At 49.3% G+C, this 25009-nt stretch carries 26 protein-coding genes and 1 pseudogene; 3 read left to right on the top strand and 24 right to left on the bottom strand.

Annotation, left to right across the window (positions count from 1 at the left end):
* Window positions 1-46 precede the first annotated feature (46 nt).
* Genes SD71_RS24270 through SD71_RS20950 form a run of 6 tightly spaced genes read right to left on the bottom strand, consistent with a single transcriptional unit; the run spans window position 47 to window position 2577 of the window.
* The gene (locus tag SD71_RS24270; protein ID WP_041067742.1) at window positions 47-235 is read right to left on the bottom strand and encodes a hypothetical protein; all 189 of its coding nucleotides are present in this window, start codon (window positions 233-235) and stop codon (window positions 47-49) included.
* A gap of 28 nt (window positions 236-263) precedes the next feature.
* A complete protein-coding gene (locus SD71_RS20970) occupies window positions 264-563 on the bottom strand; it encodes a spore coat protein (RefSeq protein WP_041067739.1) in 300 nt (99 codons plus the stop codon).
* 12 nt (window positions 564-575) lie between these two features.
* Window positions 576-785: a hypothetical protein gene (locus tag SD71_RS20965; protein WP_041068040.1), complete on the bottom strand. Its 210-nt coding sequence runs from the start codon at window positions 783-785 to the stop codon at window positions 576-578.
* Window positions 786-809: 24 nt separating this feature from the next.
* On the bottom strand, window positions 810-1946 hold the full coding sequence (locus SD71_RS20960; RefSeq protein ID WP_041067736.1) for a zinc-dependent alcohol dehydrogenase: 1137 nt from the start codon (window positions 1944-1946) through the stop codon (window positions 810-812).
* Window positions 1947-1962: 16 nt separating this feature from the next.
* Entirely contained in the window at window positions 1963-2325 is a 363-nt protein-coding gene (locus tag SD71_RS20955) for a spore coat protein (RefSeq protein WP_041067733.1), read from the bottom strand.
* Window positions 2326-2340: 15 nt separating this feature from the next.
* Complete coding sequence (locus SD71_RS20950; protein WP_041067731.1) at window positions 2341-2577, bottom strand: hypothetical protein; 237 nt, start codon at window positions 2575-2577, stop codon at window positions 2341-2343.
* 210 nt (window positions 2578-2787) lie between these two features.
* On the opposite strand from SD71_RS20950, the gene SD71_RS20945 reads away from it, so the two are divergent.
* Window positions 2788-3699, top strand: a complete 912-nt coding sequence (locus tag SD71_RS20945) for a DMT family transporter (RefSeq protein ID WP_235427285.1) — start codon at window positions 2788-2790, stop codon at window positions 3697-3699.
* On the opposite strand, the gene SD71_RS20940 is transcribed toward SD71_RS20945, so the two are convergent.
* From SD71_RS20940 to SD71_RS20900, 10 genes and pseudogenes are all read right to left on the bottom strand, one after another.
* Window positions 3677-4591 carry an NAD(P)H-quinone oxidoreductase gene (locus tag SD71_RS20940; protein WP_082034396.1) on the bottom strand — a complete coding sequence of 305 codons (915 nt, stop codon included), beginning with the start codon at window positions 4589-4591 and terminating at the stop codon, window positions 3677-3679. The genes SD71_RS20945 and SD71_RS20940 overlap by 23 nt on opposite strands.
* Before the next feature lie 243 nt (window positions 4592-4834).
* Complete coding sequence (locus SD71_RS20935; protein WP_235427282.1) at window positions 4835-6418, bottom strand: S-layer homology domain-containing protein; 1584 nt, start codon at window positions 6416-6418, stop codon at window positions 4835-4837.
* Between the two features lie 273 nt (window positions 6419-6691).
* The gene (locus tag SD71_RS26090; protein ID WP_326998802.1) at window positions 6692-7867 is read right to left on the bottom strand and encodes a stalk domain-containing protein; all 1176 of its coding nucleotides are present in this window, start codon (window positions 7865-7867) and stop codon (window positions 6692-6694) included.
* Window positions 7762-8841 carry an alkaline phosphatase PhoX gene (locus SD71_RS26085; protein WP_326998801.1) on the bottom strand — a complete coding sequence of 360 codons (1080 nt, stop codon included), beginning with the start codon at window positions 8839-8841 and terminating at the stop codon, window positions 7762-7764. Before SD71_RS26085 ends, SD71_RS26090 begins: the two co-directional genes overlap by 106 nt.
* A 102-nt stretch (window positions 8842-8943) precedes the next feature.
* A pseudogene (locus tag SD71_RS20925) lies at window positions 8944-10516 on the bottom strand (SagB family peptide dehydrogenase).
* Window positions 10517-10537: 21 nt separating this feature from the next.
* Window positions 10538-12484: a TOMM precursor leader peptide-binding protein gene (locus tag SD71_RS20920; protein WP_041067727.1), complete on the bottom strand. Its 1947-nt coding sequence runs from the start codon at window positions 12482-12484 to the stop codon at window positions 10538-10540.
* A complete protein-coding gene (locus SD71_RS20915; protein WP_041067724.1) occupies window positions 12481-14391 on the bottom strand; it encodes a putative thiazole-containing bacteriocin maturation protein in 1911 nt (636 codons plus the stop codon). The genes SD71_RS20920 and SD71_RS20915 overlap by 4 nt, the downstream gene beginning before the upstream one ends.
* A 10-nt stretch (window positions 14392-14401) precedes the next feature.
* Window positions 14402-14860, bottom strand: a complete 459-nt coding sequence (locus tag SD71_RS22690; RefSeq protein ID WP_052476488.1) for a hypothetical protein — start codon at window positions 14858-14860, stop codon at window positions 14402-14404.
* Window positions 14861-14997: 137 nt separating this feature from the next.
* Window positions 14998-16239 carry a DUF445 domain-containing protein gene (locus tag SD71_RS20905; RefSeq protein ID WP_041067723.1) on the bottom strand — a complete coding sequence of 414 codons (1242 nt, stop codon included), beginning with the start codon at window positions 16237-16239 and terminating at the stop codon, window positions 14998-15000.
* 198 nt (window positions 16240-16437) lie between these two features.
* The gene (locus SD71_RS20900) at window positions 16438-17283 is read right to left on the bottom strand and encodes a phosphatase PAP2 family protein (RefSeq protein ID WP_235427280.1); all 846 of its coding nucleotides are present in this window, start codon (window positions 17281-17283) and stop codon (window positions 16438-16440) included.
* 194 nt (window positions 17284-17477) lie between these two features.
* Here SD71_RS20900 and SD71_RS20895 point away from each other — a divergent pair, with 194 nt between their 5' ends.
* A complete protein-coding gene (locus tag SD71_RS20895; protein ID WP_052476487.1) occupies window positions 17478-17984 on the top strand; it encodes a C40 family peptidase in 507 nt (168 codons plus the stop codon).
* 98 nt (window positions 17985-18082) lie between these two features.
* On the opposite strand, the gene SD71_RS20890 is transcribed toward SD71_RS20895, so the two are convergent.
* The gene (locus SD71_RS20890) at window positions 18083-18916 is read right to left on the bottom strand and encodes a sugar phosphate isomerase/epimerase family protein (RefSeq protein ID WP_041067721.1); all 834 of its coding nucleotides are present in this window, start codon (window positions 18914-18916) and stop codon (window positions 18083-18085) included.
* 245 nt (window positions 18917-19161) lie between these two features.
* Here SD71_RS20890 and SD71_RS20885 point away from each other — a divergent pair, with 245 nt between their 5' ends.
* Window positions 19162-20199, top strand: coding sequence for a glycosyltransferase family 4 protein (locus SD71_RS20885; protein WP_235427277.1), 1038 nt, complete (start codon window positions 19162-19164; stop codon window positions 20197-20199).
* Here SD71_RS20885 and SD71_RS22685 read toward each other — a convergent pair.
* The 7 genes from SD71_RS22685 to SD71_RS20850 all read right to left on the bottom strand — a co-directional run bounded on the left by SD71_RS22685 (window position 20183) and on the right by SD71_RS20850 (window position 24988).
* On the bottom strand, window positions 20183-21124 hold the full coding sequence (locus SD71_RS22685; protein ID WP_052476486.1) for a DUF4871 domain-containing protein: 942 nt from the start codon (window positions 21122-21124) through the stop codon (window positions 20183-20185). The two genes, SD71_RS20885 and SD71_RS22685, sit on opposite strands and share 17 nt — an antisense overlap.
* The gene (locus SD71_RS20875; RefSeq protein WP_041067717.1) at window positions 21114-21665 is read right to left on the bottom strand and encodes an RNA polymerase sigma factor; all 552 of its coding nucleotides are present in this window, start codon (window positions 21663-21665) and stop codon (window positions 21114-21116) included. Before SD71_RS20875 ends, SD71_RS22685 begins: the two co-directional genes overlap by 11 nt.
* A gap of 107 nt (window positions 21666-21772) precedes the next feature.
* Complete coding sequence (locus SD71_RS20870; RefSeq protein ID WP_152619534.1) at window positions 21773-22558, bottom strand: YheC/YheD family protein; 786 nt, start codon at window positions 22556-22558, stop codon at window positions 21773-21775.
* 111 nt (window positions 22559-22669) lie between these two features.
* Window positions 22670-23554 carry a radical SAM/SPASM domain-containing protein gene (locus SD71_RS20865; protein WP_041067714.1) on the bottom strand — a complete coding sequence of 295 codons (885 nt, stop codon included), beginning with the start codon at window positions 23552-23554 and terminating at the stop codon, window positions 22670-22672.
* 79 nt (window positions 23555-23633) lie between these two features.
* Window positions 23634-24140, bottom strand: coding sequence for a metallophosphoesterase family protein (locus tag SD71_RS20860; RefSeq protein ID WP_041067712.1), 507 nt, complete (start codon window positions 24138-24140; stop codon window positions 23634-23636).
* A gap of 119 nt (window positions 24141-24259) precedes the next feature.
* Entirely contained in the window at window positions 24260-24439 is a 180-nt protein-coding gene (locus SD71_RS20855) for a hypothetical protein (protein WP_041067710.1), read from the bottom strand.
* A 42-nt stretch (window positions 24440-24481) separates the two neighbouring features.
* Window positions 24482-24988 carry a GNAT family N-acetyltransferase gene (locus tag SD71_RS20850; protein WP_041067708.1) on the bottom strand — a complete coding sequence of 169 codons (507 nt, stop codon included), beginning with the start codon at window positions 24986-24988 and terminating at the stop codon, window positions 24482-24484.
* Between the last annotated feature and the right edge of the window lie 21 nt (window positions 24989-25009).

The following is a 25009-nucleotide window of genomic DNA, read 5'->3' as shown; positions in this document are numbered from 1 at the left end:
CAGAACAGACTTAACAACAACTCCTCCTTGTAAACAGTACTGTGATTTAACGGTCTTCCTTCTCTTCCGGGACATCGTATTTGTTAATATGCGCCGTCATCGCTTCCACCGCTTCGCCGCCTTGGGTGCTTTGCGGAACTTCCTTCACCCGATCCTCGGTCTTGTCGATAAAGTTCTGATGGTCCGCACGGATTTCTTCGATACTGTTGTTTTTCACGTCACGGTTATTGTTCACGTTATCACCCCTCCTTACTGTCCCGGACTCAGGTGGTTGGAATAGCTAAAGCCGTCTGCGCATTTTGCATATCTAGCTGGATCTGCTCATTCATGTTATACGGATGGTAAAAACCTCTCGACATCATATATCCGCTAATCCGCTCATGGGTTTCAATAGCTTCATCAAGATGTCTTTGCAGCACTGCTTTTACCTCGGGGGTTGCAGATTCAGTCGCAGCGACCGCATACATTTGAATGCCCGATTTGGCTGAAATAAGCAGATCCATCGCAATAACCTGATCCGTCATAGCATTTAATCCCGTTAAATGTTCAACGATCGTGTTCATTTGTTCTTCCTCCTATTGAATCGCCTTTGACAACAGTCCATTCAGTTCCTGAAGCTGTCTCGTGGAGAGAGCGACATCCATCTGCATCAAGTTCTGCAGTTCCGGGTCTGATACTAATGCCCGCATCGTTTTTGACTTGGTCAGACAGAGCGTTTTAAAGGCGGTAACTTCGTGAAGATCAAGAGTTTCGTGCGCCATCAGCTTCGTATCGAGATCTGACATCACCATGAGAAACCCTCCTCTCGATTATGGTTTGAGAACGACTTTAATGCAGTCATCCAATTTGTCGTCGAACAGTTCATAACCTTTCTTTGCATCCGATAGAGGAATGACATGTGTGATGACATCCATCGGGTCAATCTTACCTTCGGCAACGAACTTGTACATGAGCGGCATATAAGGAATAACCGGCGCTTGTCCCGTACGAATATTAATGTTTCTTTGAAAGATGTCTCCCAGCGGGAAAGCATTATATCTGGCTCCATAAGCGCCTGTGATTTGAATCGTTCCCCCTTTGCGTACAGCTTGGGTAGCGATAATCACCGGGTTCAGAGATCCTCCTTGAAGCTTCAGGCCGGTCGCAAGAAATTCCATCGGAGTCATCTTGGCATCCATACCTACAGCATCGATAACGACGTCAGCTCCGCCTTTAGTGATCTCCTTGAGATGGTTTCCGATGTTTTTTTCTTTTTCGAAATTCACGATTTCTACGTTATTCCGCTTTTTAGCGCGGAGCAAACGATATTCCACGTAATCCACCGCGATAACCCTTTTTGCACCTTTTAACCAGCAAAATTTTTGCGAGAAAAGTCCCACCGGTCCGCAACCCAGCACAATGACGGTGTCCCCGTCTTTCACACCTGCATTGTCAACGGTCCAATAAGCGGTAGACATCGCATCCGCGATTACAGCCAATCTTTCATCTTCAACTTCGCTGTCCTCGGGAACTTTGAATGGGGTAAAATTGCCGTAAGGAACCCGCATGAAATCTGCCTGTCCTCCCGCGTAGCCTCCCATCGTCTCCGTATAGCCAAAATAAGCGCCCATATCCCCATGCGGATTGGAGTTATCACACTGGCTTGTCAGATCATGCTCACAATACCAGCAATGACCGCATGATACGTTAAAAGGAATGATGACCCTATCGCCTTTTTTAACTTTGGTGACATCGGGACCTGCTTCTTCAACGACCCCTACAGGTTCATGCCCGATAATATAGTTTTGCGGAAAGTTAGGCACCATTCCGTGAATCAAATGCAAGTCTGATCCGCAGATCGCGGAACTGGTGATCCTAACGATCACATCATCCGGTTTTTCAATCTTCGGATCTTCGACCTCTTTTACCTCCACATTTTTAATGCCTTGATACGTAACGGCTCTCATGATAGTTCCTCCACTCTTATTTATCTGGCGTCGCGAACATACCGAGCCGAGTCGTGTTATCAGGATACAGTTTCAAATTCGAAACCTTAATCATCTCGTCAGCGGATAGAATGTCCAATTTATATTGTTCGCTGAGATGGTGAGTATGGAGCCAGTGCTTATTCAACATCAGCTGTGCAATCTCCTCATGCATCGCAAGACTTTCTTGCAAGTGTTTGCGCAGCATCGTTCTGGCTTCAGGTGTCGCGGTTTCAGCTATCGCAAAAGCGCAATTACGAACGCCGTTTTTCGCACGAATTAAACAATCCATCGCAAATAGCGCGTCCGCTCGATCCGGCAGGTTCTCGGCATTTGTCGGGTCCAAATAATCGTTGTTCATATCGTTCACTCTCCATCAGTGGATTGGGACATTGGTGTTCACGTCAATGCGGAATGGTGCATGACTATAGATGGTTTCAAGTTCGGATAATTGCCTTTTGGACATCTCTACATCCCTCTGCATTAAATGTTTGAGATCTTTATCAAAGACCAAACCCTGCATCAATTTGGATTTGGCAAGACACAGGGTTTTAAAGTTCACCATCTCGTGAATTTCCATGGATTCGTGTGGACCTAAGCTTTGCACGTTCATTGTCGTTCACCTCCAGTTATCAGTAACGGTATTATTTTCCCCCGCGCGGCTCGGCTTATCCAAGCTGCGCTTAAGGAAACTTCCTCCAAGAAAAAAAGCTGCCCGAGGCAGCTTATACCGTTACAAGTTATTTCGATAAAACGCATTGATCTTTCCTGCCGGCAGCATTACAATAGCTTAGTTGTTATCGGAAACAGGAAGGAATCTGACGTGAAAACACCATCACCGCTTACGCTTATCACCGCTCTTGTCACAGGTATGATTGCTATTTCATTCGCACCTATTCTCGTGCGTTATTCTGATGCTCCGGTCTCGGTTCAGGGCATGTACCGGATGTTGTTTACGGTCATCCTTATGTTACCTTGGGGCATTAAATACATTAAACAAATACGGCTCATATCAGTGAAGGATTGGCTGCTGCTAAGCGTGGCCGGGTTTTTCCTGGCTCTGCACTTCTTGCTCTGGATGGAATCGGTCAACTACACGTCTATCGCCAGTTCGACCATTATTCTCGCGTTGGAGCCCGTATTTGTCATGATCGGCGCGTACTTTGTGTTCAACGATCGCCCCGGCAAAGCCGCGGTTATAGGACTTTTCATTGCATTGATCGGTGCCTGCTGTATCGGCTCAGGCGATATCGGCATCTCACGGTCGGCGTTCATCGGAGATGTGTTATCTCTGCTTGGAGCACTGGCAGTTGCGGTGAATATGCTTGTCGCGAAACGAATATTAAGCCGTGTACCGTCTTATTTGTACAGCCTGATCGTCTTTACGTTCACCTTCGTCTTCTTCGCGGCTTATAATTTTACGGTAAACATACCTGTCTCCGGCTACCCTGCTAAAGAGTGGTTCGTCTTCCTTCTGCTGGCCATTGTCCCGACCGTATTCGGCCATATGATCTTCAACTGGCTGCTTCAGTACGTGAAAGCGACGACAGTGTCGATGACGGTATTCGCCGAGCCGGTCGGAGCGAGTCTGCTGGGCGTTTGGCTGTTTCAGGAATATATCAGCGATTTTCAAATCATCGGCGGCCTCGGTATCATTATCGGACTCGTGATGTACTTAAGATCGGAACAACAGCAGCAAAAAAGCAGCAAGTCTACTGTTCAACTCGAAGGATAATCTTCCCCGTATTCCTGTTTTTCTCCATATGTTGATGAGCCTCGTTGACCTTTTCCCATTCCCACACGGAGTCAATGACAGGCTTAAGGCGGCCCTGTTCAAAAAGCGGCAGGGCAAAGGCAGCGAAGCCGGCGGTCAGACGAATTTTGTCGGCACGGGATCTGGAGCGCAAAGAGCTTCCGATCAACTGCAGTCTTCGTCGAAGCATGAAGCCCAGATCCACATCCTTCACTATGTTTCCGCCCATGGTGGCAAGTACGATCAAGCGTCCGTCGATGGCTAGCGCTTCCATATTCTGTTCCCAATATGACGATCCGAGAAAATCGAGAATAATGTCCACGCCTTTACCGCCTGTCGCTGCCAATACATCAGGAGCAAAGGGGCCTGCTTTATAATCAATTGCGCTGCTTGCCCCCAGCGAGATACAAGTGTTGCGTTTCTCTTCGCTTCCGGCGGTGACGATGGACGTCGCCCCTGCTTCTCTGACCAGCTGTATTGCAGCGGTGCCCACGCCGCTTGCTCCCGCATGAATGAGCACCGTATGATCGGGCTTCAGACCACCCAATTCGAATAAATTGAGATACGCCGTTAAAAACACTTCAGGCACCGCAGCCGCTTCTTCGAAAGAAAAATGATCCGGTATACGCATCGCCATACCGGCAGGAATGCTGACGCGCTCCGCATATCCACCCCCAGGGAGCAGTGCAAACACCCGATCCCCGCGCCTCCAGCCGCTTGTGTTCGCTCCTGCTTTCTCAACGACACCCGACATTTCCAATCCCATGATGGATGACTCTCCTTGCGGAGGCGGATACAGGCCCCGCTTTTGCAGAAGATCCGCACGATTAAGGGCGGTTGCTTTCACTTGCACCAACAACTCGTCATCAAGCATCTCCGGTTCATCCGCTTCAGCTATGTACAGCGATTTTTTTTTTGTCGTCGATATGTACCGCCCTCACATAAAACTCCCCTTTTCGATCAAATTAATGACATTAATAAACCTTCAGAAAGCTGATCGTTCATTTATCGTAATAACGATATTATAAACCGATTTGAGTTTAACACCCACTCAAACAGAATCAACGGTAAGATGCAACCGGCAAAAAAGCCGGGGTCTGTGTAGACCCCGGCTTTTTTATGAAAATTTGTATGAAGCATATCGCACTGCATTTTTGAGGCTCGTCCAAACGTCTTTCGTTTCCGCGCCCGGATACCAGTATGCGAATCCGGTGATGCCCCGGTCTGCCGCCATTGCCGCTTTCAGTGAAAGCGAACGGCTTTCCTCCGCCCAAATGCGATGATTGACACCCTGCTTGCCATACTCCAAGACGTACTGGCCCATTCCAGAGTTCCATTCTTTAACGGCATTAAAGTTCCGGGCGATTTCGCCTTGCCGCACAAGGGTGATATCTCCGGAATAAGCACCTGTATCCTTAATCCATTCCCGGCTGTAAAAAGGCAGAGCTAATATGATTTTCTTCCGCGGAACATAGGCAACCAGCTTTTCGGCCGCTTTCTCAAGCCAAGGCAGGGAAGAAACGGAACCTGCTGTCGGCGCGCCGGCCCAATGCTCATCATAACCCATCAATATGATATAGTCCGCACGATCACCTAGCGCCCTGTAGTCAAACGCCGCAGTCCAGCTCGTTCCCAAATCCGGCGACACGTTTACGGACAGTTTAGCGTTTACCCCGTGAAGCTCCGCGGCAAGTTCGTCTATGAACGCCGTCAGATTAGATCTGTCGCTCGCCTGCACATTTTCAAAATCGACATTGATCCCATGCAAACGGTATTTCTTAACGTATCCGATAAGCTGTTTGATTACCCAGCTCCTCTTCTGATCATTCGCCAGTATGGTGTGGGTAAGCTCAGCGTTCGACCGGTTTCCCAGCATGCTCCACACTTTCCTGCCATGCGACGAAGCCCATGAAATCAAAGCCGGATCCGTACTGTCGGATACTGATCCGTCCTTCTGAAGATAATGATATCTTGGTGATAAAGTATTGATCGAAGAGTTGCTTACTTGCTTAATGAATTGAGCCGTCGTGGAACCGTATTGCCAGCCGAGTTGTATACCCGCGGACGGAGATTTTTTCAGTTCGGCGGACCAACGCGGGTTGTGCAAAATTCGGTCCAGCACTGCGGCCATCTCTTGTCTGGTTATACTGTCCTTCGGTCTGAAGTTCCCGGCGTTCCCATTCATTAAGCCGAGCGTGGAGATCTTCCGCACGTCAGCCGCAGCCCACAAGGCAATATCGCCGTTGTCCTTATAACTCACACTTCTCCAGGTTTGTCCAACATCTTGCTGCTTCAGCATCCGCATGATCATAACCGCCGTCTCCTGACGAGTGATCCTGCCCAGCGGTCGAAACTTCCCAGAGTCTTTACCATAAGCCAATTTCAAATCGGATGCCGCTTGCACATCCCCATAGTACCAGGAGTTTCGGGCAACGTCGGTATAAGAAGGCAGATCGTTCGCTGTCGGCTTCAGACGCAAAATACGGATTGCCATGGCCATGAACTCTGCGCGTGTTACCGGCTTTTTCGGTTCGAATTTGCGCCCGCTCGTGCCCGAAATGATGTTGTTCCGATACAAATCCATGATTTGTTGTTTCGCAAAACTGTTCGAGATATCGACGAAAGGAGCGGCGTTGTTTCCGGATTGCGCAGCTGCAGTGTTCACGCTAAAAATATTAGCCGCTGCTGACGTGCACATCATATATATTAAGATCCTGTAGAGCTTCACTAGGATAGCCTCGGTTCTAATAGATTATAAGCATATTACCATCCTATCAGAATCAGGCAGAGACGTAGATTCTAAAATACTGGAAGAGTTAATACTATTAACCTTATTTGAAAAATTGCTTAGTGCCATTAAATATAAGCAATCCACCGAATACAACCATTGTCATTAGCAGAGGTCAGGGCATGGCAGCAGCAAAAAAGCCGCCGGAGAATAACTCCGACCGCCTTTTTTGCTGCTGCATCATGATCATTGATTGAAAAAGTTGTCCATCAATTCGGCCGGTAAAAGCACTCTGCCTTCATGGAAGTCCACTTTACCTTGCAGCTTCATTTTCTGCCCATTGATCGTTACTTCAGAAGAACCGATTTTTACATAGAGCGTCTTGTCCTTAAAGCTGACTGTCAGGCTGTGCTGTTTTTGGTTCCACTGCACTTTGGCACCGTGATGATCGGCCTCTTCTCGCACGACTATGTTGCCTTTACGCGGTTCATTGGACTGGCCCAGCTTGGCGATTGAAGGAAGTCCGCTGATATAGCCTACGGAGCCGGACTTTTTGTTATCCCACAATTTGTTGATATAACTCTCCACTTCAGCCTTCAAAGGCTCGGGCACGATCATTTCATCCCCCGGATGCTGCAAGTTACTCATAATATAAGCAAAGCCGTTCAGGTCATCCACCATTTGCAGTCCGGTTGCTTCCGCACCGGCAGGCACGGACATGATGCGGGACAGCTTCTTGGTATCGACGTTATAAGCCCAAAGGAAGTTGTTCGCGTGCATGCCGCTGTCTTCACCGATAAATAATGTTCTCAGACTTTGAGAGAAAGAAACATTATCGGGGTTGGCCACTTTATCTACCGCTGCTGTGTTGCCTTTCTCATCCGCTTTAGCCAAATCTTCGCCGATAACCAATGCTTTCATCGTTGCCGGAACGTAGCTGCTGTTGATGGCTGCTTGGCTGGAGTCCTTCTGGCTTCCCTGCAAGGAAAGCTCATAAGTCGCTCCGGATTTCATCTTCGGCAGTTGAATGTGATCCGCCGGGTCTTCGCCTTTCGTATCCTTTTCCATACTCTTTTCAAGGTAAGATACCGCGATGTACACCTTTTTGTCTTTCTCGTTGACGGATACGCCTTCCATCTTGTTGAACTCGGAGGTTGCGCCAAGAATTGCTCCGTACCGGCGCGCTTCCATGAACGCTGCGGCTTGCTCCATGCCCGGCTTCACTTTAAGCCATTCAACCTTGCCAGACGGGTAAGCTTTGATTTTCGTGAATCCTGCGGTGTCCTTGTCTGCCGTTTCAAAAATATCGCTGAATTTCAAACCTTTATCGATATAAGACTTAATTTCGTTGTCTGATGCCTGTCCGAGCTTGATCCATTGCAGATCGGCGGCGCCGCGTCCTTGTCGCTCGTCTGAATCCATTTCGCTGCATAGAGAGTACCGGCCGAGAGATCTTTTGCTTGATCAGCGACATACATAAACATCATTGTATTCCCGCCGTCATCTCCGAATATGACCGTTTTGCCGTCTGGCGCAACTTTGCCAAGCTCATGAGAAAATCTTCCCATACTGTAATGCTTAACAACCGTTGTCGTATTGTCGGCATGCACGGTCACTTCGGGGATGTATCCATATGCATACGGATTTCCAACTTTTTTATCGTCCTGATAGTAATATTTTGTAAAAGAACCCACGAGCGGGGATTTTGCCGGATCGAGTTCATAGGCGCGTGCGTCAGGTTCGTACTCTTCACTGCTCAGATGAGTGTTCCAAGGCGTTAAAGATCCGTTACAAGGAATCCACAATCCGGCTGCCGCTGAGAAATCCACTTTTTTTACATCCGTAGCTTTGAGCTCGCCGGTTTTTTTGTTCTGGTCAATCGTGCTTAAACTGATGGATGCCGGAATCATGCCGTACGCAGATTTGCCTGCATTATCGCTTGTAATGTACTCGTAATGCGTAAGAAGCGAAAGCGCGTTTCCTCCAAGAGCAGTCTTACCCGCCCCGGGTACACTCAACAGACTGTTGGAATCAGGAGCATCGGATACGAACGGCGCCGGTTTATCCGGCACACTGTTATCCATGATCGGTTTGCCGTTAACATCCACCGCTAAGCCGGCGGGGGTTCCGTTAATCACATCAGTTGATTTGAGTAAAGTTTTATAAGTCAGTGGAAAGTTCTGAACTGTGCCGTTAGTAAAAGTTACTTTAAGCGATGCGCCCGAGTATGCCTTCGCCATTTCCTCCGCGGTCGCCGGCGCTGCCATGCCCACAAATTCTACGGATTTAATTTTTTTGCTTGCCTCAGCTTGTACAGCCCCCGGAAACAGTGACGGCGCCAATAGAGCAAGCCCCAGCACCGGAGCGATCAGCTTCGTCGGTTTCAGTCTTTTCATTTCCACACTACCTCTCTATTTTTCTCAACTCCTTTCTAAGCGTATCTCTCATTTGTTAACTGGAGTTAAAGTGAAACGCAGAGTTTCTTCAATGTTTAAATTTTAATGATGGAAGCTTCCTTCCAGTCGGCAGCGGGAACGGTGTGGTCCGATAGGTATTTGTATGAGACAAGTTTGACCTTGCGGTCCCATCTTGTAGATCTCATCTGTAGTACTTGCCTCAAAGCCGAGCAGCGGACGCCCGCCCATACCGAGTGCGGACGCTGCCAGAAGAAGACGCTGCACCATCATTCCGGTTTCCATCTGCTGGATCCGATATCCCCTGTAGCCGAGCTCCAACTGCAAATGTTTAATATCACCTGCTGCGTGCATGCACAGAGGGACCTGAAACAGATTCACATTATGCAGGGTCATGCCGTGCTGGACCCATCCGCGCAGATCCCCCGGCCTCACCGATAGAAGTCTATGGGATTCTGCATCGTAACGATAAGCGCCATCCGGGATGTCTGCAACACGATACAAACATCCATAGAGCGAGACGCGCCGCTCAGCGGCGCACTGGCCTTCATCCAAGTCGTTTACATAGTGAAATGAAGACGACGCCTCCTGCAGCAAAGAACCCAGCGTCGCAAGGCTCACTTCCCGCAGCACAAATTCCGTCTCCAGCGAATACCGATTTCGGCTCGTCACGGCAAAATCATAAGCCGCCCTTTTTACCTTTGGCAGATCAAATGAACTTGCGGGATTCAGCGGTTTACGGTCAGTTTCTATGTGCCGAAATGATACGGAAGCTTCCATCATAGAAGCTGCGTTCATTCGAATCAGCCAAGGGTACTCTATAATCTTGGTGGACTTCAAATAGTGATCGTGGTGAAGCTCCGGCAGGTCCCGCAGCAGCTCTGAAGCAATTACATTCCGCTCGCTGCCGCTTTTAAACCAATTTTCGGCAGGCTGCTCCGACAGAGGAATGACGGCATATACGCTTTCCTCCTGCTCCTTCACTCCGAGCAAATGGTTTACCGCCCTGTCCAGATACTGGAAGTAAACAGCCGCCGAATATCCGAACCGTTTGGCCGTTTCCAGCAGCTGCCCCATCAGAACCCCTGCATCCAAACCCTGAAGCCGATAAGAGAAGTTATGATATTTAAAAAAAGTTTTTCCAAAACATAGTCGTCACCAATACGGCGCCGAAGCATTTCGTGAAATCACAACGGTGTCCCACAGCCTGCTCCAAATAGGAATCATAATTCCCTTCCCTGAGCAGAACCAGCCTGTGATGCAGCACATCGTAATGGTAGACGCCTTCAGGTAAATCATTCAGTTTTAAATAAATGTACAATTCATTCGGATATAACGCGCCGCCGGAAGACACGACGCGCCTATTCATGAACAACGGGTCTCCGGAATGTGGGGAAAAGTCCGTTTCATACACGGAATGACTGACCTGAGTCAAACCGTACGCGTACCAAAGAAAATAGCCCGCCTGATCGAGGTTGGGAGTTATCGGCATGTCATTCTCGAGCGTGAGCGGCACGTCGAGTTTAAGCGGGAAAACGGGCAGACGGCGGTAAAGCTTGTAAGGCAGCGGCGCATCCTTCCAATCCGCTTCATGCTCGATCGGTTTCGCTTTGTCGGTGTCAAAATGTAAATGGTGCACAAACGTATCCAGATCCATGCTGATGCCTCCCGTGTCTGATTATGGAAACGGATGCGGGTAAGGATTGAGCTGTTCAGCGGTTAAGATCTGCCTTGCATATCCCAGCTTCATCGGCACTTTCAACACCCTTTCCAAGCCGGTCAGGCGGGTAAGATGATGTCCGAACGTCATCGGCAGCATCCCCGGAATGAGTACCTTGACGCAATAAAGACCGTTTCTCAGCGTTTCGGGAGTCGTCTGATCCACAACAATCACATCCATGTTGAACCGGTGTAAACCGGTCAGCAGATCCTTAAGGTCATCGGTAAGATCCGCATGCCATTCCTTCCGCTCAAATTCCTCATTAAACGTACGCAAAGGCCGATTTTCCTCTAACAAAAACGCCAGCCTCTCCTCCGCTTCCGGCAAGCCGTACAGCATCGAATGATCATCCATTTGCCGCACCAGATAGGGATCGTCAAGCATGCGCATGTAGTGCTCGCGATGGCTTTCAAATTTGTCGTTCAGCGTCTCCAGCATTCCGGCCGTTTCCTGGATGGCGCTTTTCACAGCCCGGACCGGATCCGGATGAGCGCCGGCTGCGCACATCAGGTTGATCCCTTGCCGTGTTCTATTCTTCGCGAGTACCCACACACTTGGGATCCCATGCTCCATCGTTGCATTGAACAAATGCAAATCATAGTTAGTCACCGCTTGCAGCCGCTCAACCATCAAACGATATTCCCGATCATCGATGGAATATAGATCCATACGAGGAATCGGCAGTTGCGCGTACCAAGTCATCAGAAACGAATCCCGCTCGACGACCTCTAGAATGCCGTAAAATATCGCCTCCTCCAGACTGCCGCCCAATGCGCATCCGTTAGAAGTCTCATAGACGAAACCATCCCCGTGACCCATACTGTAATAAGCCAACAGCTCCGGAACGAGGATCGGACGATTATGCAAAAAGGAATGACCCCAGACCCAATTCATCGTTCTGTCGGGATGAAACGGTTGAAACGGATAATCCGGCCGCTCATAGTGCTCCTTCGCATGAACGCCCGCATGCAGGGGATTCAACGCAAGATGTTCTAAGTTACGGTAGCTGTCGCGAACGGCTGTGCGTTTGCCGCGAGGCATCATGCCGCACCGTCTTTCCAATCCCTCCAATATGGCAGTTAATTCGCTGTCGGTATAAGACTGAGTGCGGCCTGCGGTACCCTCATCCCCTCCGAACATAGGCATATTCACGAGTACATCGGCAAACGGCGAAACCATGTCGAGCATTTTACCGTTAAATAAGCCCGTCCGAGGGTCCAGATAATCCTTGATCAGTACATCCTTCAACTCATCCGTCGAACGGCATCGGTAACTGCCTGTGGAAAGCTTCGGGCTGGGCTGCAGCGAGATTCGCGCCGTCTCTTCAGAATCGTCCGGGAGCTGGGAGCATACGGAGCACAGCGGCTCGGGCAAGATCATATGTCTGGAACTGCTCAAGCTTTGCAGGTTGAGTAAAATGATGTGATCTTCCGTTTGTGCGGTCTGTCCCTGTATGACACGTCTTGCCTCAGAGGCAATTAAGCAAGCAGCTTGAAACAGGCCGTTTCGTGCAGCCCATGCATCCGGCGGTACGTGCGATTGTGAAGATTGCCGCTCTCTCAACTGCCAATGCTCTCTGCGGTCGCTGCCTGTCATAATCCGGCGCAGATCAGCGCATTCCGCGCAGCCGGGACGGCCGGGGCGAATAAGAGGACCGATGACAGCCTCGCCGAACGACGCAAAACCGCGCAGCCAAGAAGTGCCGGTTCGCTCAGACCATTGCTGCGCCGACTCATCGACGGACGGCTGACAGCCATCGCTCGCTACTATTGCCAATACCGCGCGCTGCATCGTTTCATCAGGGAAATCGGTGTAACGCACAACACTCCATTGCTCATCTGTTAAATGTTGAAATACATAGTCCGCCAGAACTCCTTCGCCGATGATCGCAACGAGCCGGGTCAATTGAACACCTCCTCGCCGAACGAAACGCCGTACCCGCCGGACAGCTCTTCTTTTAACCAAGTTTCCCATGTCAGGTCGAACACACGGATCTTTTTGCCGTGCTGCTGCAAACGATTCAGAGCGTTACACAATACATCCGCATGTGATGTCTCTTTATATTCCTTGATGACCCGGTGATCCGGCTTGTCAGAGAGCAATCGCACGGATGAAACCTTCACTCCTTGAACCGGCGGCAGCTTCGTGTTTTGGTTTTGTGCTCTCAAGAGTGCCTGCTCCAATGCATGTCGCAATGCCAAGGCAGTCTCCAATCCTGAGCTGCCGTACCAAGAGCCGTTTGTGCCGACCCACATCACCGGAAATCCGGCTGTATCCTGCCCCCGTCCGATCACAGGTTCTCCTTGCATTGTGGTTAGAACACGAATATAAAACCGGGAGCGTTCATCTTCAATCGCTGCAATAGGCATTTCAACGACATCAGGTGTCAGTCTCGCATCCCGATTGCGCAGCTCTTCGTTCAAGCATTTATGAATTCCACGGCAGATGCCTTCAGCGGCGGTCTCCCCTGTGCCGACCCCAACATAATCAGGCGCCCTGGCCAGCCGGGCCAAATACGCCTCGATTCCGGATAAGCCTGCGTTCCGCCTCGCTTCCTCATGATTGAGGCCCATACTAATGATCTCAGGCAGCAGCTTTGCAGGACCGAACGAAAGAGGATCAGCAGCCTGAACGCGGCATTGGGACAACGGAAGCTGCAGCAGATCGCCCTCCTCCCAGAGATGCAGAATCCCCGTGTGCGCCGATGTCAAACGGTTAATGAATGAAAGCAGGCTGCCGGCTTCTTTTGTCTCCTTAGCTTTATTAAGCAGCGTATCAAAGTCGTTTATTCTTTGAGCCTTGGGCCGGCCGATTACGAACGGATGCGGGTAGAATGAGTGCCAGCCGCCTTCGAACGTTTCCAAATCAAGCAGGAACCATCTATTCTCCGGTTTGGATCCGGTAACTCCCGTTATCGATTTAAACAGCTCAAACACGATGACGTTCGACAGCAGCGCGCCGGCGGTCACTGAGAAGGTGTGTAACTCCGGATCCTTGGTGATGGCGGATTCATGCACGCGGCGCCAAGCCGACTCCCAGCAGCCGTCGGAGTCCGGATGTACCAACGGTCCGGCCATACCTGCCTGTCGTACAATCAGCGCAGGCAGAAAAATCTTTTTCTCCTCTCTGCAGGCGTTATGAATGGCCTTGAGTTCAAGACTGTCGCCCTGCGTAGACACATATAAAATGCAATCATAGGGCCGAACGATTTCGTGCCAAGAAGAGGGCGTTTCCTCAGAACGGCCAACCTCTACCGTCTCTACGGCAGGATCGGTTTTTCGGGCGTAGGCAGCAAGTTCTTCCAACCTAGTTCGATCAGTCGGCGTCGTATCCGTAATCCACATATGAATGTTAGGCAGCCCGGATTCCAACAACGCTGAAATAAGCGAGACATACATAGGGCCGCAGCCTGCAGCCAACACTTTAACCTCGCGGTACTTCTGGAAACGGTAAGCTCCCGAGCCCGTAAAGCTGTCCAGAAACTCCATTTGGGAAGAAAACTTCCGAACAACCTCATCCGTTAATTCATGAGGGCTGTCCCCGCTGACATCCCGGGCGAAGCCGTTTTTCTGCAAAGTTTCCGCGATTTCATAGACCCGGCGGCTGTAAGGCTCCGGAAGGCCCTCCGTCAAGTTGTCCATCGTATGCTCTCCATTGAACGCAGGCAGCAGCTTTTCAATCCACCGGTCGATGGATGTTCCTTCCATACGGAAGGAACCTAGATTGTTCCGAAAATAAACTCCCCCGTCGGTGTCAGGGAGATAGAACGTATCCGACTTCACTTTCAGTCGCGCGGAAGGGTTCAATCTCACACCTCCTCTTTCATTGAAACGACATTTTTTCCACTTTAAAACATATGTATCGCGTCTTGTCCCACATGACACCGTTAAATTTGAACATCGTTGAAGACGCAAAGGGCAGCCGGGAATATCGGCTGCCCTTTTGTGAAACGGGTATTAACTCATTACCAGCAGCGGCCGCCGCAACGGAAGCACTGATGGCATCTGAAACCGCCGCAGAAACCGCCGCCGCCGCAGAAACCCCGCATCTGAAGCCGCCGCAGAACCAAAACCGCCGCATCTGAAGCCGCCGCAAAAAACCGCCGCCGAAGCCCCCGCCGAAGCCCCCGCAAGCACCAAACCCGAATCCCGCGCAGAAGCCGATACATAACCGGGCAGCGTCCCCTTCGTATTGCCCTTGGGCTGCCGCTATAGGCGTGAATTCACCTGCATTATAAGCACCCACATCCAGATTTTGAAGATCCCTTTTGAAATCATCCATGTTCTCTAACCTCCAGCTAATTTTCGATAACATATGAAAAAAAACTCCGCTCTTGTTCCTGGTCCACCTGCCCATGTATACAAAAAAAAGCCCTCCGATCATAATCGGAGAGCAGAATTACCGTTACGGACAGAATGTTACAGTTGGATCAAAGAGAGCACTATACCGACGGCAAACCCGCACAATGCGCCGTTGACACGGATCCATTGGAGGTCTTTTCCCACCTTCTCTTCCAGCATACGTACCAGGGTTGCATCGTCCATCTGTTCCAAATTCTCTTTCACCAGCTTACCGATCCTGTAATGGTTCGCTTCGACAAGCCGGACCACATAGTCGGTCAATCGATCTTCCCAGGCGGCTGCCTGTTCGGGATGCTCATTCAACTTGCGCACAATGAAGCGGTAGACGGCAAACACCGCACGCCCGCCTCTTTGTTGATCTTCCTGCAGCTTCGACAGAATAAATGCTCGAATATGCTCCATCCGGGAATGCAAGAAAGCCTGGCCCTTATCCCCTTCTATTTGGTCTGCGATCAACTCTTTAAGCCGGGCTAACCGCTCGTCATCTTCCGCCAACAGGAACAGCCGTACCCGTATTTCACGAATGATGGTTGACCGGTACGCATTTTCTTCTGCAAGTAAATCTCTAATGCCGGATTCCAACAGATTTTGCAGTATACCGCCCAATTTCTCTTCATTCATGAAGCCTATGAAAGCTTGAAAGGCGAATCCCATCAAGCCGCCCACCCTCAGCTCATTCAGCTTTTCGCTTGCCAATCGCCCGAGCAGCATCCGTGTATCCGGACGCGCCGACCAGTCGGCAGCCTCATGCAGAATGTAATCAAGAGCCTTTTCATCGTAGCCTTGGTTCATCATCCTCGTCATTACGGTATTTACACCGTTCTTCATATCCAGTTCCCTGATATAGGCGGTGATGCCGGATTGAATGAGAGGTACGGCTTTCTCCAAAGGCAGCCGCGTGATCGCTTGGATCAGCAGTTCTACAATGCTTGTCCTGATCTTTTTCTGCCGGATCAGCTTCGTAATCTCAGCGGAAACAAGGCGAAACAGGTTCAATTTCTTTATTTTGTTCTCAATGCTTTCCTTGTTCAAAAGTTCATTTTCCATAGCTGAGATGAGTGAATTCACGATTTTGTCTCTATTCTTGAGCAGCAAAGAGGTATGCGGAATCGGCAAGCCGAAAGGATGGCGGAACAGTGCGGTTACTGCAAACCAGTCGGCAATACCACCCACCAGACCGGCTTCAAAGCCTCCTTGCAGCAGGAACACCCATGTGCTGTTGTGAGGGAGAAACAAAGTGATGAGAAACCCGGAAGCCATTACGGCGAGCGACAATCCGGCTATGTATCTTGTGTTCATGCGGCAGCCTCCTTCACTGAAAGTACTTAAAAAACAAGCCACCTACCCATTGAGTGTCCGGGAAAGGCGGCTCCACGTCATTATCTTTTCAACAGGACGAAGAATGCAATAAGAATAATCGCTATTGTCGCCACATAAATGGCCGTCAGTCTCAACCATTTTGCGCCGGTTTTCTTCTCGTAATCGGGGTTTTCCTGTTTATTTTCGCGTGAGAAGCCGACCATGAACGTTGCGGCTAGAGCGATGATCATAATGATGAAGATAAGGATCAAAAGATAATTGACGTTCATACGATACCCCTTCGGCTAGTAGAATTGCGATCTCAGTAACTTCATTTCTTTCGAAAATATACTTCATAAAAGAGTACCCGTCAAATCTCCTCTGCTGTAGAACTAAATGTCCGCTAAACGGCAGGTTTTTTCGAAAATTCTCGAAAAATCCGATACACGCCGCCAGCCAAGCGCAGCTGGCTAAGTATCCCCCAATCACATCGCTGGGATAATGCACACCCAGATAAATGCGGCTGATTCCGATCGTTAGAATGATTATCGACGCGGCGGCGATCAATGCAACGCGGCCGATGACGTTTTTAATATTTTTCCACAATAAATAACAAAGCACCCCATAAAGAGTGAAGGCCGCCATTGAATGTCCGCTCGGATAGCTGAATCCATTCGCCTCGACAATACGATTTAACGTTGGCCGAGCACGGTGAAACAGGAGTTTAAGCACGACATTCAGAAGTGCCGAGCCGCTGACGACACCAACGAAGAAGACAAGCTCCCACCGGTATTTCAGAGGAAAATAGAGCGCACATCCGATAAAAACGGTTATGATGGATACCGGGTGTCCTGCCCCAATGAAAGTGAAGAACTTCATCACTCCGGTTAGACCGGGGGATTCCATTCCCCTGATCATAGAAATCCCGGCGCTGTCAAACCAGTCGATATTATTTTCCCCGATCAAGACGGCAATTACGGCAAAGCCGATCGCACAAATGAAAGCGACCATAAATGCACGGGCAAAAATCACTCTCCAAAACACAGCTGCACCTCCTTAACAAACCCTGCTGAAAGTCAATAAGAATTTTCTCATTATATTCTCATGATTTTATAACAAAAGAAATAAAGCCTATATTTTCTATAGCTTTTTTGCTATTCTAGTAAATTATGTGAGTTTTAAATATGTTATGGTGGTTACGTGATTATCCAACACGCAACCAGGGAGGACATCATTGAATGACAACCAAGAATCGCATAAGTAAATTGATGCTGGCCGCAACACTGACCTTTGCTATGCTTATGACCGTCGGCAGCGTGTTCGTTAACGCCAAGCCGGCCAATGCCGCTGTCCGCAGCTCGAGTTCCACTGCAGATCGCGTTATCGAAACAGGCATGAATTATCTCGGCGTTCCATATGTGTTCGGAGCGAAATCCGGCAGAACGAGCGCATTTGATTGCTCTTCATTCACACAATATATCTTTAAACAGAATGGGATCAGTATTCCCCGTTCGTCCAGACAGCAATCCAAAGTTGGCGTGTATGTATCCAAGAACAACTTGCAAGCCGGAGATCTGGTTTTCTCAGATACGAACCGTGACGGCAGGATCAATCACGTAAGCGTTTATATGGGCAATGGTAAACTGCTTCATACTTATAGAAAAGGAATCGGCGTTACGGTTTCCAATTTTGAAGGCAGCGCCTGGGACAGAACTTACGTTACTGCCCGTCGTGTTATCAATTAATGGACAAGCTGTGATCAATCCATCCAATATTAAACCCACTTTTGACAGATTGTCAAAAGTGGGTTTTTTCGATTTTGTATGTCGGGACACGCTCCGTTCTAGTTAGGAAAATGTCTGCGGACGGCATTCTCCGTCGTCTGCTTCCCTGTTTCGATTGTCGTCTCCGCATCCCATTCCCAATACTCCGGGCGCAGCAGCTCCACCGAAACCATCTCGTTATATCCGATCTCTTTTAATGTGGTTAGGATCAGATCCAGGTCAATCACCCCTAATCCCGGCCACACCCGATGATGGTCGCGAAGCTCTGCAGCTGGGACATCGTCGCTGTCACTGATATGCACTACGAAAATTTTACGAGGGTCCGCTTTTCTTACATCGTCAATCTGGGAGTTCATCGCATAAAAGTGAAAGCAATCCAGGACTATGCCAACGTTGTCCCGGTTCGCGGCTTGAACGATTTCGTAAGCCTGCCCGAATGTGTTGACCGAGCAATTCGGATAACCAGCGAATTCCAATGCGAGACTTACTCCGTATGGTTCAGCCAAATCCGACAACAGTCGCAGGACACGTACCGTCTCGGATTTGATCACCTCCCGGGAGTAATCCCCGATGCCGAAGGTTGGAAGGACGGTGATCTTGCTGCATCCGATTTCTTTTCCGGTTTCACAGAGAAAACGAAGATCATCCTCGATGCGGCGGAATCCCGCTTCATCACGGAACGTTATGATTTCAAGCGCGTTAAAGGCATAGGGCTTGATCCGGTTCAGCTCGAAAAATCGTTTCAAGTCGTTTACGGTATGCTGGGTCAAAAACTCTTTTAATTTGTCATGTCGGATTTCGATATAATCGTAACCGTGTTTCTGACAATAGATAAGATCATTCTCAAGCGTGGAATTTCCAAGCGTTGTAGCTTCATTAAATGCGATTTTCATGAGCGGCCTCCTTCTAAGCAACATTACGTATTAATACCCGCAATCGCTGCAGCCTGCTCATTGATTCGCATTTAACCGGCAAATTATAACTGTTTCCTGTGTGGAAGGACATCCGCCTAACGCTAACGTCACCGATTTCACATAATCTGTTTTGTGAATCTCACACGGAAAGCGGGTGCTTACACTTGCATATACTCATCGTTGCCCCTGAGCGAATCCCGGTCCCCCCGGTTCTTGGAGGTTCAGTGGAAATTTCCATTCTGGCGATCGCGAAACAGTTGGCTCGCCTTCATCAGGTTACGATCGTCAGCCGTGCTCACAGCCGATACCCACGTCAGTCCGTCATTGACGGCGTCCATATTCACCGGGTGCCGACCGGTCAACCGAAGAAGTACTTGCAGCATGTTATTAATTTTATGCAAAATAAAAAGTTCGATTTGATCCAGATCGATAACCGGCCCCGATTCGTCGGACCGATTAAACGTGCTGCTGTTGATACTCCTATCTCCTTGTTCCTTCATTCCCTGACTTTCGTCAGCCCTCCGTACAGCACACGCCGAACAGCGACAAAAGATTTAGCCTTAGCAGACCTGATCATCGTGAACAGTTCATCATTAAAATCGCAGCTCTCTACGCGTTACCCAGGTGCAGCCGAACGAATCCGGCAAGTATGGCTCGGTGTAGACACCGGCAGATTCAGGCCTTCCCGCCGCCGCAGCGCAGCGAAAGCTTTCAGAGTATTATTCGCGGGACGATTAATTCCCCGTAAAGGAGTGCCGGTGTTATTGAAAGCCGCAAAGCTGGCGGGTCGGGTATCCTCCAGACCGATTCAGGTCGTCATTGCCGGCGGCTCGAGCAGGAGCGGTTATGCGAACAAGTTGAAGGCGTTATCCCGATCGCTTCGAGTGAACGCGCGATTCTTAGGCGCCGTGCCCCATACCCGGATTCATCGGGTTTTCCGACGGGCGGATATCTTTGTTTGCCCTTCACAAAAACATGAAGCATTCGGCCTGGTGAACGTGGAAGCTATGTCTTCAGGCTTGCCTGTCATCGCATCAAGCAACGGCGGGATTAAAGAAATCGTTCGCCATAACAGAAATGGGCTGCTCGTCAAACATTATCATCGCCCCAAAGCTTTTGCGGACGCCATCGTTCGGTTGATGAACGACAGCCGTTTAAGGAACAAGTTGAAGCAGCAAGCGCGTGAAGACTGCCTGGCGAATTTCAGCTGGAGCGCATCCGCCAAGCGGCTTAGCGATATTTACACTACGGAGTTTGTTTAACTTCCACAACGATGCTTGGCAGTAATCTGTCGTCCAGATATGGTAATAGCCGCCACCGTCCCGGTTCAGGAAGCGACATACTGGACGGAATATGAGCATCCGCACCGTTATTCTTCCCCCCGAGATTTGAAGCTTCGAATACATTAATGATGCGCGTGTCTCCTTGTTTAATTGCCTTAACCTGAAACTTGCCCTCAAGCTCTTCCTCGCTGCCCCAAAAATGCCACATATATTTGTTCACTTTACCTGCAATGAAACCTGCATCGATAAACCCGACTTCTTTCTCTATGCCTCTCATCAAATAAACTCCGGACCTAAACTCCGGCGTCTGTTCCCACGAAGCCTCCCGAACCTGTAACACGACATTAGCGTAGTCTTCGCCATCCAACTGCACGACATAGCGCCATTTGCCGCTTATGGGCAGACCGGCAAAAGCGACAAACCGCTCAAGCCCCGGATATCCGCTGCTAGGCTCTGTTATCTTCAGAGGCTTCTGAACCGTTACTTTTAAACCTGTGTCGAGGTGCTCAGCCTCTATTGAAAGCTGCCTGCCGCGAAATTCCTCAAATGAGGCCGTGAAGTGGAACAGATAACCGGTCGTCTTTCCGGCTTCCAGATTAGGATCGGGAAATACAGCCAGCAGCTGCCGGCCGTTCTCTGTATATTGTTGGCGAACCTCCGTATCCGCAGCCTGCCTTGCGCCAGACGGTAGAAACGGAATCCGCCCTCCCGGCAAAGATAGTGCGGCAATAATCAGAATAAGAGATACAGCCGCCATGGAAACCGCCCAAACCTTGCGCGGCAGAGGCGGTTTTTTTGAATTCACCGTTTGGGTTATACGCTGCTGAAGCTCAGGCGTAAAATGGGAGCGGTTAAAAGGGGATCCCTCCATGTGTGCGGCCCAGTCTGGTTTTTCAAATTCCATACTCTCTCTCCTCCTTCAGAAGTTCTGACATCCGCTGCTTTGCACGGAACATGCGTGATTTCACGGTGCCTTCGGAAAGCTGCAGCATCGCGGCTATTTCTTTGATCGCCATACCGTAATGATAGTCAAGGATAATCACTTCTTTGAGCTTGCGCGGCAATTGCATGACATGATCCCACAGCTCAGCGGACTCCAGCCGGTCGAACATGACAGCCTCTGCTGAAGGCGACGCCCGCTCTCTTGGAATCACCTTATCCAGCAACGTTACTTTTCGGATAAAGGCGCTCTTCAAGTAGTTCAGCGATTTGTTGCGAGCGATCGTCAACAGCCAGCTTTTCACGCTGCTCTCTCCACGGAATGAATAAAGCCCTTTAAACGCCATAATAAACACCTCTTGACAGATATCATCGGCTGCATCGAAGCGTCGCGTCAAAAAGAAAGCGAAGTTCCAAACGTCATCGCCGTACTGTCTCATCAGGTCGGTGAGAACCTCGTTGCGATCGTAACCCGAAGTCAACGACACCCAGTATGGACGTTCCACAATGAACCACCTCTTCTCCAATAAGACAATCGAAGGCAAATAAAAGTTCCCTAATCTGCAAGGGAATCTATCATTTCTATGTATCAAATTAAAGAAGGATACGATCGCTATCGTATCCTTCTTTTTATCAATCGTGCTTTTTGCGGAACGCGTCTTAACCGGCCGTAAGCCTGTGCGTACCGTTTGATTTTTCTGAACACCGCCTGATCGGGCAATCGCCTGAAAATAAAAGGATCCGGCCGCGTATTCACCTCAATGATCCATGGCTTTAGCGTGCTGTCTATACCCACATCCAATCCCACTTCACACACTCCGGGGAAGCGTGTGCGCATGACCTTTCCCGTGTTTACACCGATCTTCTCAAGCGTGCGGATGTGCTGCGCCATCCCCGCTTCGCTGAAATGCCCTTTAAGCAGCCGGGGAACCGGCAGCGGTGTTCCACCGTCGTGATAATTCGTAACAATTTTATGGGGGGCCGCCAATCTTCCAATCATGCCGGTCGTTTCCCATCTTTGGCGCGGATTCATCTGAACCATTACGCGCACATCAAATCTGCGTCCTTGATGGGTCAGCAGATGCACGCCTCGCTGCACCAAGTATCGCCGGCCCTTCGTCTTTTTCCGGATCGCCCGGAGCATAAGATCATATGAAGCGTAAGAGCGAACATGGCGTCCAAGCTGGAATCGAAATTGTCCGTCTGCCTTTTCAACCCGCATTACGCCTTGTCCGTGAGTACCGATATCCGGCTTCACATACACCATACCGAACTCATTCAGCATATTGTATAACTGCGGGCGATTGAATTTGACCGTCTTAAGAACAATTTGCCTTAACCGATTATCTTCAAGCAGGGCTTTTGTTTTGCTCCATTTGCTGCCGACATGCCGAGGCAAGCAATACCCTCCCTTACGTTTCAGTTACCTGCGATCATTTTATGTGAAGGCTTGTAACAAGGGGACAAAAACAGGCTCATGGTACATACGAAAAAAACCCGTTAATTGCGCTTAACGGGCGATGTTGAACCTTTGTCTGTAACCGCATTTTTTGCAGAGCTCTTCTACGACTTCCCGCCTCGAGAACCCGTTGTACAGGTTGTTAGCTCTCTCTCCTTCTATAATCTCGGAAAATGGCTTATCGTTGATATTCCCCAGGTTGATGACTCCTTCCCCATCCAGACAGCAAGGGATAACGGTGCCATCCGACAAGATCCCCGCCTGATTGCGAAGAGCGTGGCAGAAGCCTTTACCTTCATCCTCTTTCTCCTTCAGATCCGGCCATTTGAACTCATGATCCTGGTTTAGATAAATCCGTTCCGCAAGTTTGATTCCTTTGCCTCTAACGAATTGATCTTCGAGCTTATAATCCAGGTTAAATTCCTTCTCGATCAGTGCAAGAATTTCGCTGTTCCGGTTCCTCTCCAGATTCGTGGAATTGTCCTCATCGAGATTCCAGAGCCTGAAAGAGATCAGTATATTATGTTTATCTGCCGCTTCTCTCGCAAACGACAACACGCTCGTTATGTAGCCTTCCTTGTCGGTAGAGCCTGCATGTCCGTCAAAGCTGTGCAGGGAGAAGTTGATTTGCCTGAGCGCCGGTTTCCCCAGTAATTTGTGCTTGGCCTTATGGAGTAGCGTGCCGTTAGTCGTGAGATTGACCTTAAAGCCCTTTTGATGGCTTAAATCCAGCAATTCGTCGATCTTCGGATGAAGCAGCGGTTCGCCTTTCACATGGTAATAAATATGATCCGTATGCGGTTTAATCTGATCCAGTATGTTATTGAAAGTCTCAACCTTAATAAAGGCAGATTTCCGTTCTGTTGGCGGGCAGAAGCTGCATGCTAGGTTGCAGACGCTGGTAATTTCGACATAAAATTTCTTGAACTTTTTCAAATGATAGACTCCAATCAACCTTCAAAATAAATAAGCTAGCTATAGAACATTATAGCAAGCTCATACTATGCGTCTATACTTATGTTTTGTCCGTGTAATAAATATGTTTCGCTTTAAGAGTTCCGTCGGTCACGTGCATGATTCCGAAAGAGTAAGATGGCTGCCTCCTTTTGTCTGTGGGGGAGCCGGGATTGAAGACCAGACAGCTTCCGATCTGCTTCAATAAAGGGATATGCGAATGCCCGAAAATAAGGGCATCGAGCCGAGTCCCTCTGAACGTCTCCCGCGCCCTGCTTTCCGTATCCGTCCGCCCGCCTATGCCATGTCCGTGAACCACGCCGATCCTGCATCCCTCAAATTCAAGCAGCTTCTTATAACCGAATTTCTTGATCACTTCCGACCCGTCATTGTTCCCCGCCACACCGTATGTCGGCGCGTAAGCCGTTAAGGCTTCATACACGGAAAGGCTCGTCCAATCACCGGCATGGATAATAGCGTCAGCCGACTGCAGATCCTGCAGCAACCGATCCGGCAGCTTCTTGTTCATTTTGGGCATATGCGTGTCGGATACAACTACGATTTTCATCCGTAACGCCTCACTTTGCATTAATGAGTAAGCAGCGCTCACAAACATTCTATTTTTATCCTATGAACGTCATCCAAAAGAAAGAAGCCGTTTGTTAACGGCTTCCGCTGACTCGGGCGTCAAAGCGTTATGAATATGGAGGCAGCGATTCCCGCAATAGCGATCCAGAAGACATAAGACTTGACCACACCTTTCAAAAAGAACTCCGGTCCCTTTCGCACCCATGCATAATAAATGAGCGTCGCCGTGAAAAGAAATAAAGAGCCCAGGAACAAATAGTTGGATATCTGAATGATCATCACGCACATTCCTTTCTGAAGCCGGTCGTAGCTGCAGATCGATTATAGCCGATAAACCATTAATTCTTCGTCGTAATATTCGCCATTGTATTTTAGTGCGTTTTTTTCCAAACCATACACGATAAATCCTGCTGATTGATATAACCTTTTCGCAGACGCATTATCTGTAACCACACCTAAGTTAATTTGTTCAAGACCATCGGCTGATTTTGCTCTTTTGATCGCCTCAACAATGAGCTTTTTGCCGATTCCCTGGTTCCTGAACATAGGATTCACATACATACCCCAAAGGAAACCTTTATGTTTTACCTTGATCGACTGCTCCTGCTTAAAGCCAAGCATTCCGACAATGCGGCCATCCTGCGTGCAGGCACCCAGTATAAAGCTGCTGCTTGAAGGAGCGAGCCGCGCTTTTACCTCTTCCATCGGCCGAACCGAATCTTCTTTGTATGTAGATCCGAAGGTTTCAGGAGATGTGATCAGGCTTTCGAGCCGCAGCTGCCAAAATGATTCCGAATCTTCAGGGGTAAGCAATCTGATTTCAATCAATATCGACCCTCCTTTTCAGCC

This window comes from Cohnella kolymensis, assembly GCF_000829465.1.
GTDB lineage: Bacteria > Bacillota > Bacilli > Paenibacillales > Paenibacillaceae > Cohnella > Cohnella kolymensis.
Note: the sequence above shows the minus strand (reverse complement) of the source record. Positions and strands in the feature narration are given on the sequence as shown.

What these genes read in the sequence shown, in the direction of transcription:
- SD71_RS20970 (WP_041067739.1), bottom strand. Translation starts at nt 563, where the DNA reads ATGAACACGATCGTTGAACATTTAACGGGATTAAATGCTATGACGGAT.
- SD71_RS20965 (WP_041068040.1), bottom strand. Translation starts at nt 785, where the DNA reads ATGTCAGATCTCGATACGAAGCTGATGGCGCACGAAACTCTTGATCTT.
- SD71_RS20960 (WP_041067736.1), bottom strand. Translation starts at nt 1,946, where the DNA reads ATGAGAGCCGTTACGTATCAAGGCATTAAAAATGTGGAGGTAAAAGAG.
- SD71_RS20955 (WP_041067733.1), bottom strand. Translation starts at nt 2,325, where the DNA reads ATGAACAACGATTATTTGGACCCGACAAATGCCGAGAACCTGCCGGAT.
- SD71_RS20950 (WP_041067731.1), bottom strand. Translation starts at nt 2,577, where the DNA reads ATGAACGTGCAAAGCTTAGGTCCACACGAATCCATGGAAATTCACGAG.
- SD71_RS20940 (WP_082034396.1), bottom strand. Translation starts at nt 4,591, where the DNA reads ATGCTTGATGACGAGTTGTTGGTGCAAGTGAAAGCAACCGCCCTTAAT.
- SD71_RS20935 (WP_235427282.1), bottom strand. Translation starts at nt 6,418, where the DNA reads ATGATGTGCACGTCAGCAGCGGCTAATATTTTTAGCGTGAACACTGCA.
- SD71_RS26090 (WP_326998802.1), bottom strand. Translation starts at nt 7,867, where the DNA reads ATGGATTCAGACGAGCGACAAGGACGCGGCGCCGCCGATCTGCAATGG.
- SD71_RS26085 (WP_326998801.1), bottom strand. Translation starts at nt 8,841, where the DNA reads ATGAAAAGACTGAAACCGACGAAGCTGATCGCTCCGGTGCTGGGGCTT.
- SD71_RS22690 (WP_052476488.1), bottom strand. Translation starts at nt 14,860, where the DNA reads ATGGATGATTTCAAAAGGGATCTTCAAAATCTGGATGTGGGTGCTTAT.
- SD71_RS20905 (WP_041067723.1), bottom strand. Translation starts at nt 16,239, where the DNA reads ATGAACACAAGATACATAGCCGGATTGTCGCTCGCCGTAATGGCTTCC.
- SD71_RS20895 (WP_052476487.1), top strand. Translation starts at nt 17,478, where the DNA reads ATGACAACCAAGAATCGCATAAGTAAATTGATGCTGGCCGCAACACTG.
- SD71_RS20890 (WP_041067721.1), bottom strand. Translation starts at nt 18,916, where the DNA reads ATGAAAATCGCATTTAATGAAGCTACAACGCTTGGAAATTCCACGCTT.
- SD71_RS22685 (WP_052476486.1), bottom strand. Translation starts at nt 21,124, where the DNA reads ATGGAATTTGAAAAACCAGACTGGGCCGCACACATGGAGGGATCCCCT.
- SD71_RS20860 (WP_041067712.1), bottom strand. Translation starts at nt 24,140, where the DNA reads ATGAAAATCGTAGTTGTATCCGACACGCATATGCCCAAAATGAACAAG.
- SD71_RS20855 (WP_041067710.1), bottom strand. Translation starts at nt 24,439, where the DNA reads ATGATCATTCAGATATCCAACTATTTGTTCCTGGGCTCTTTATTTCTT.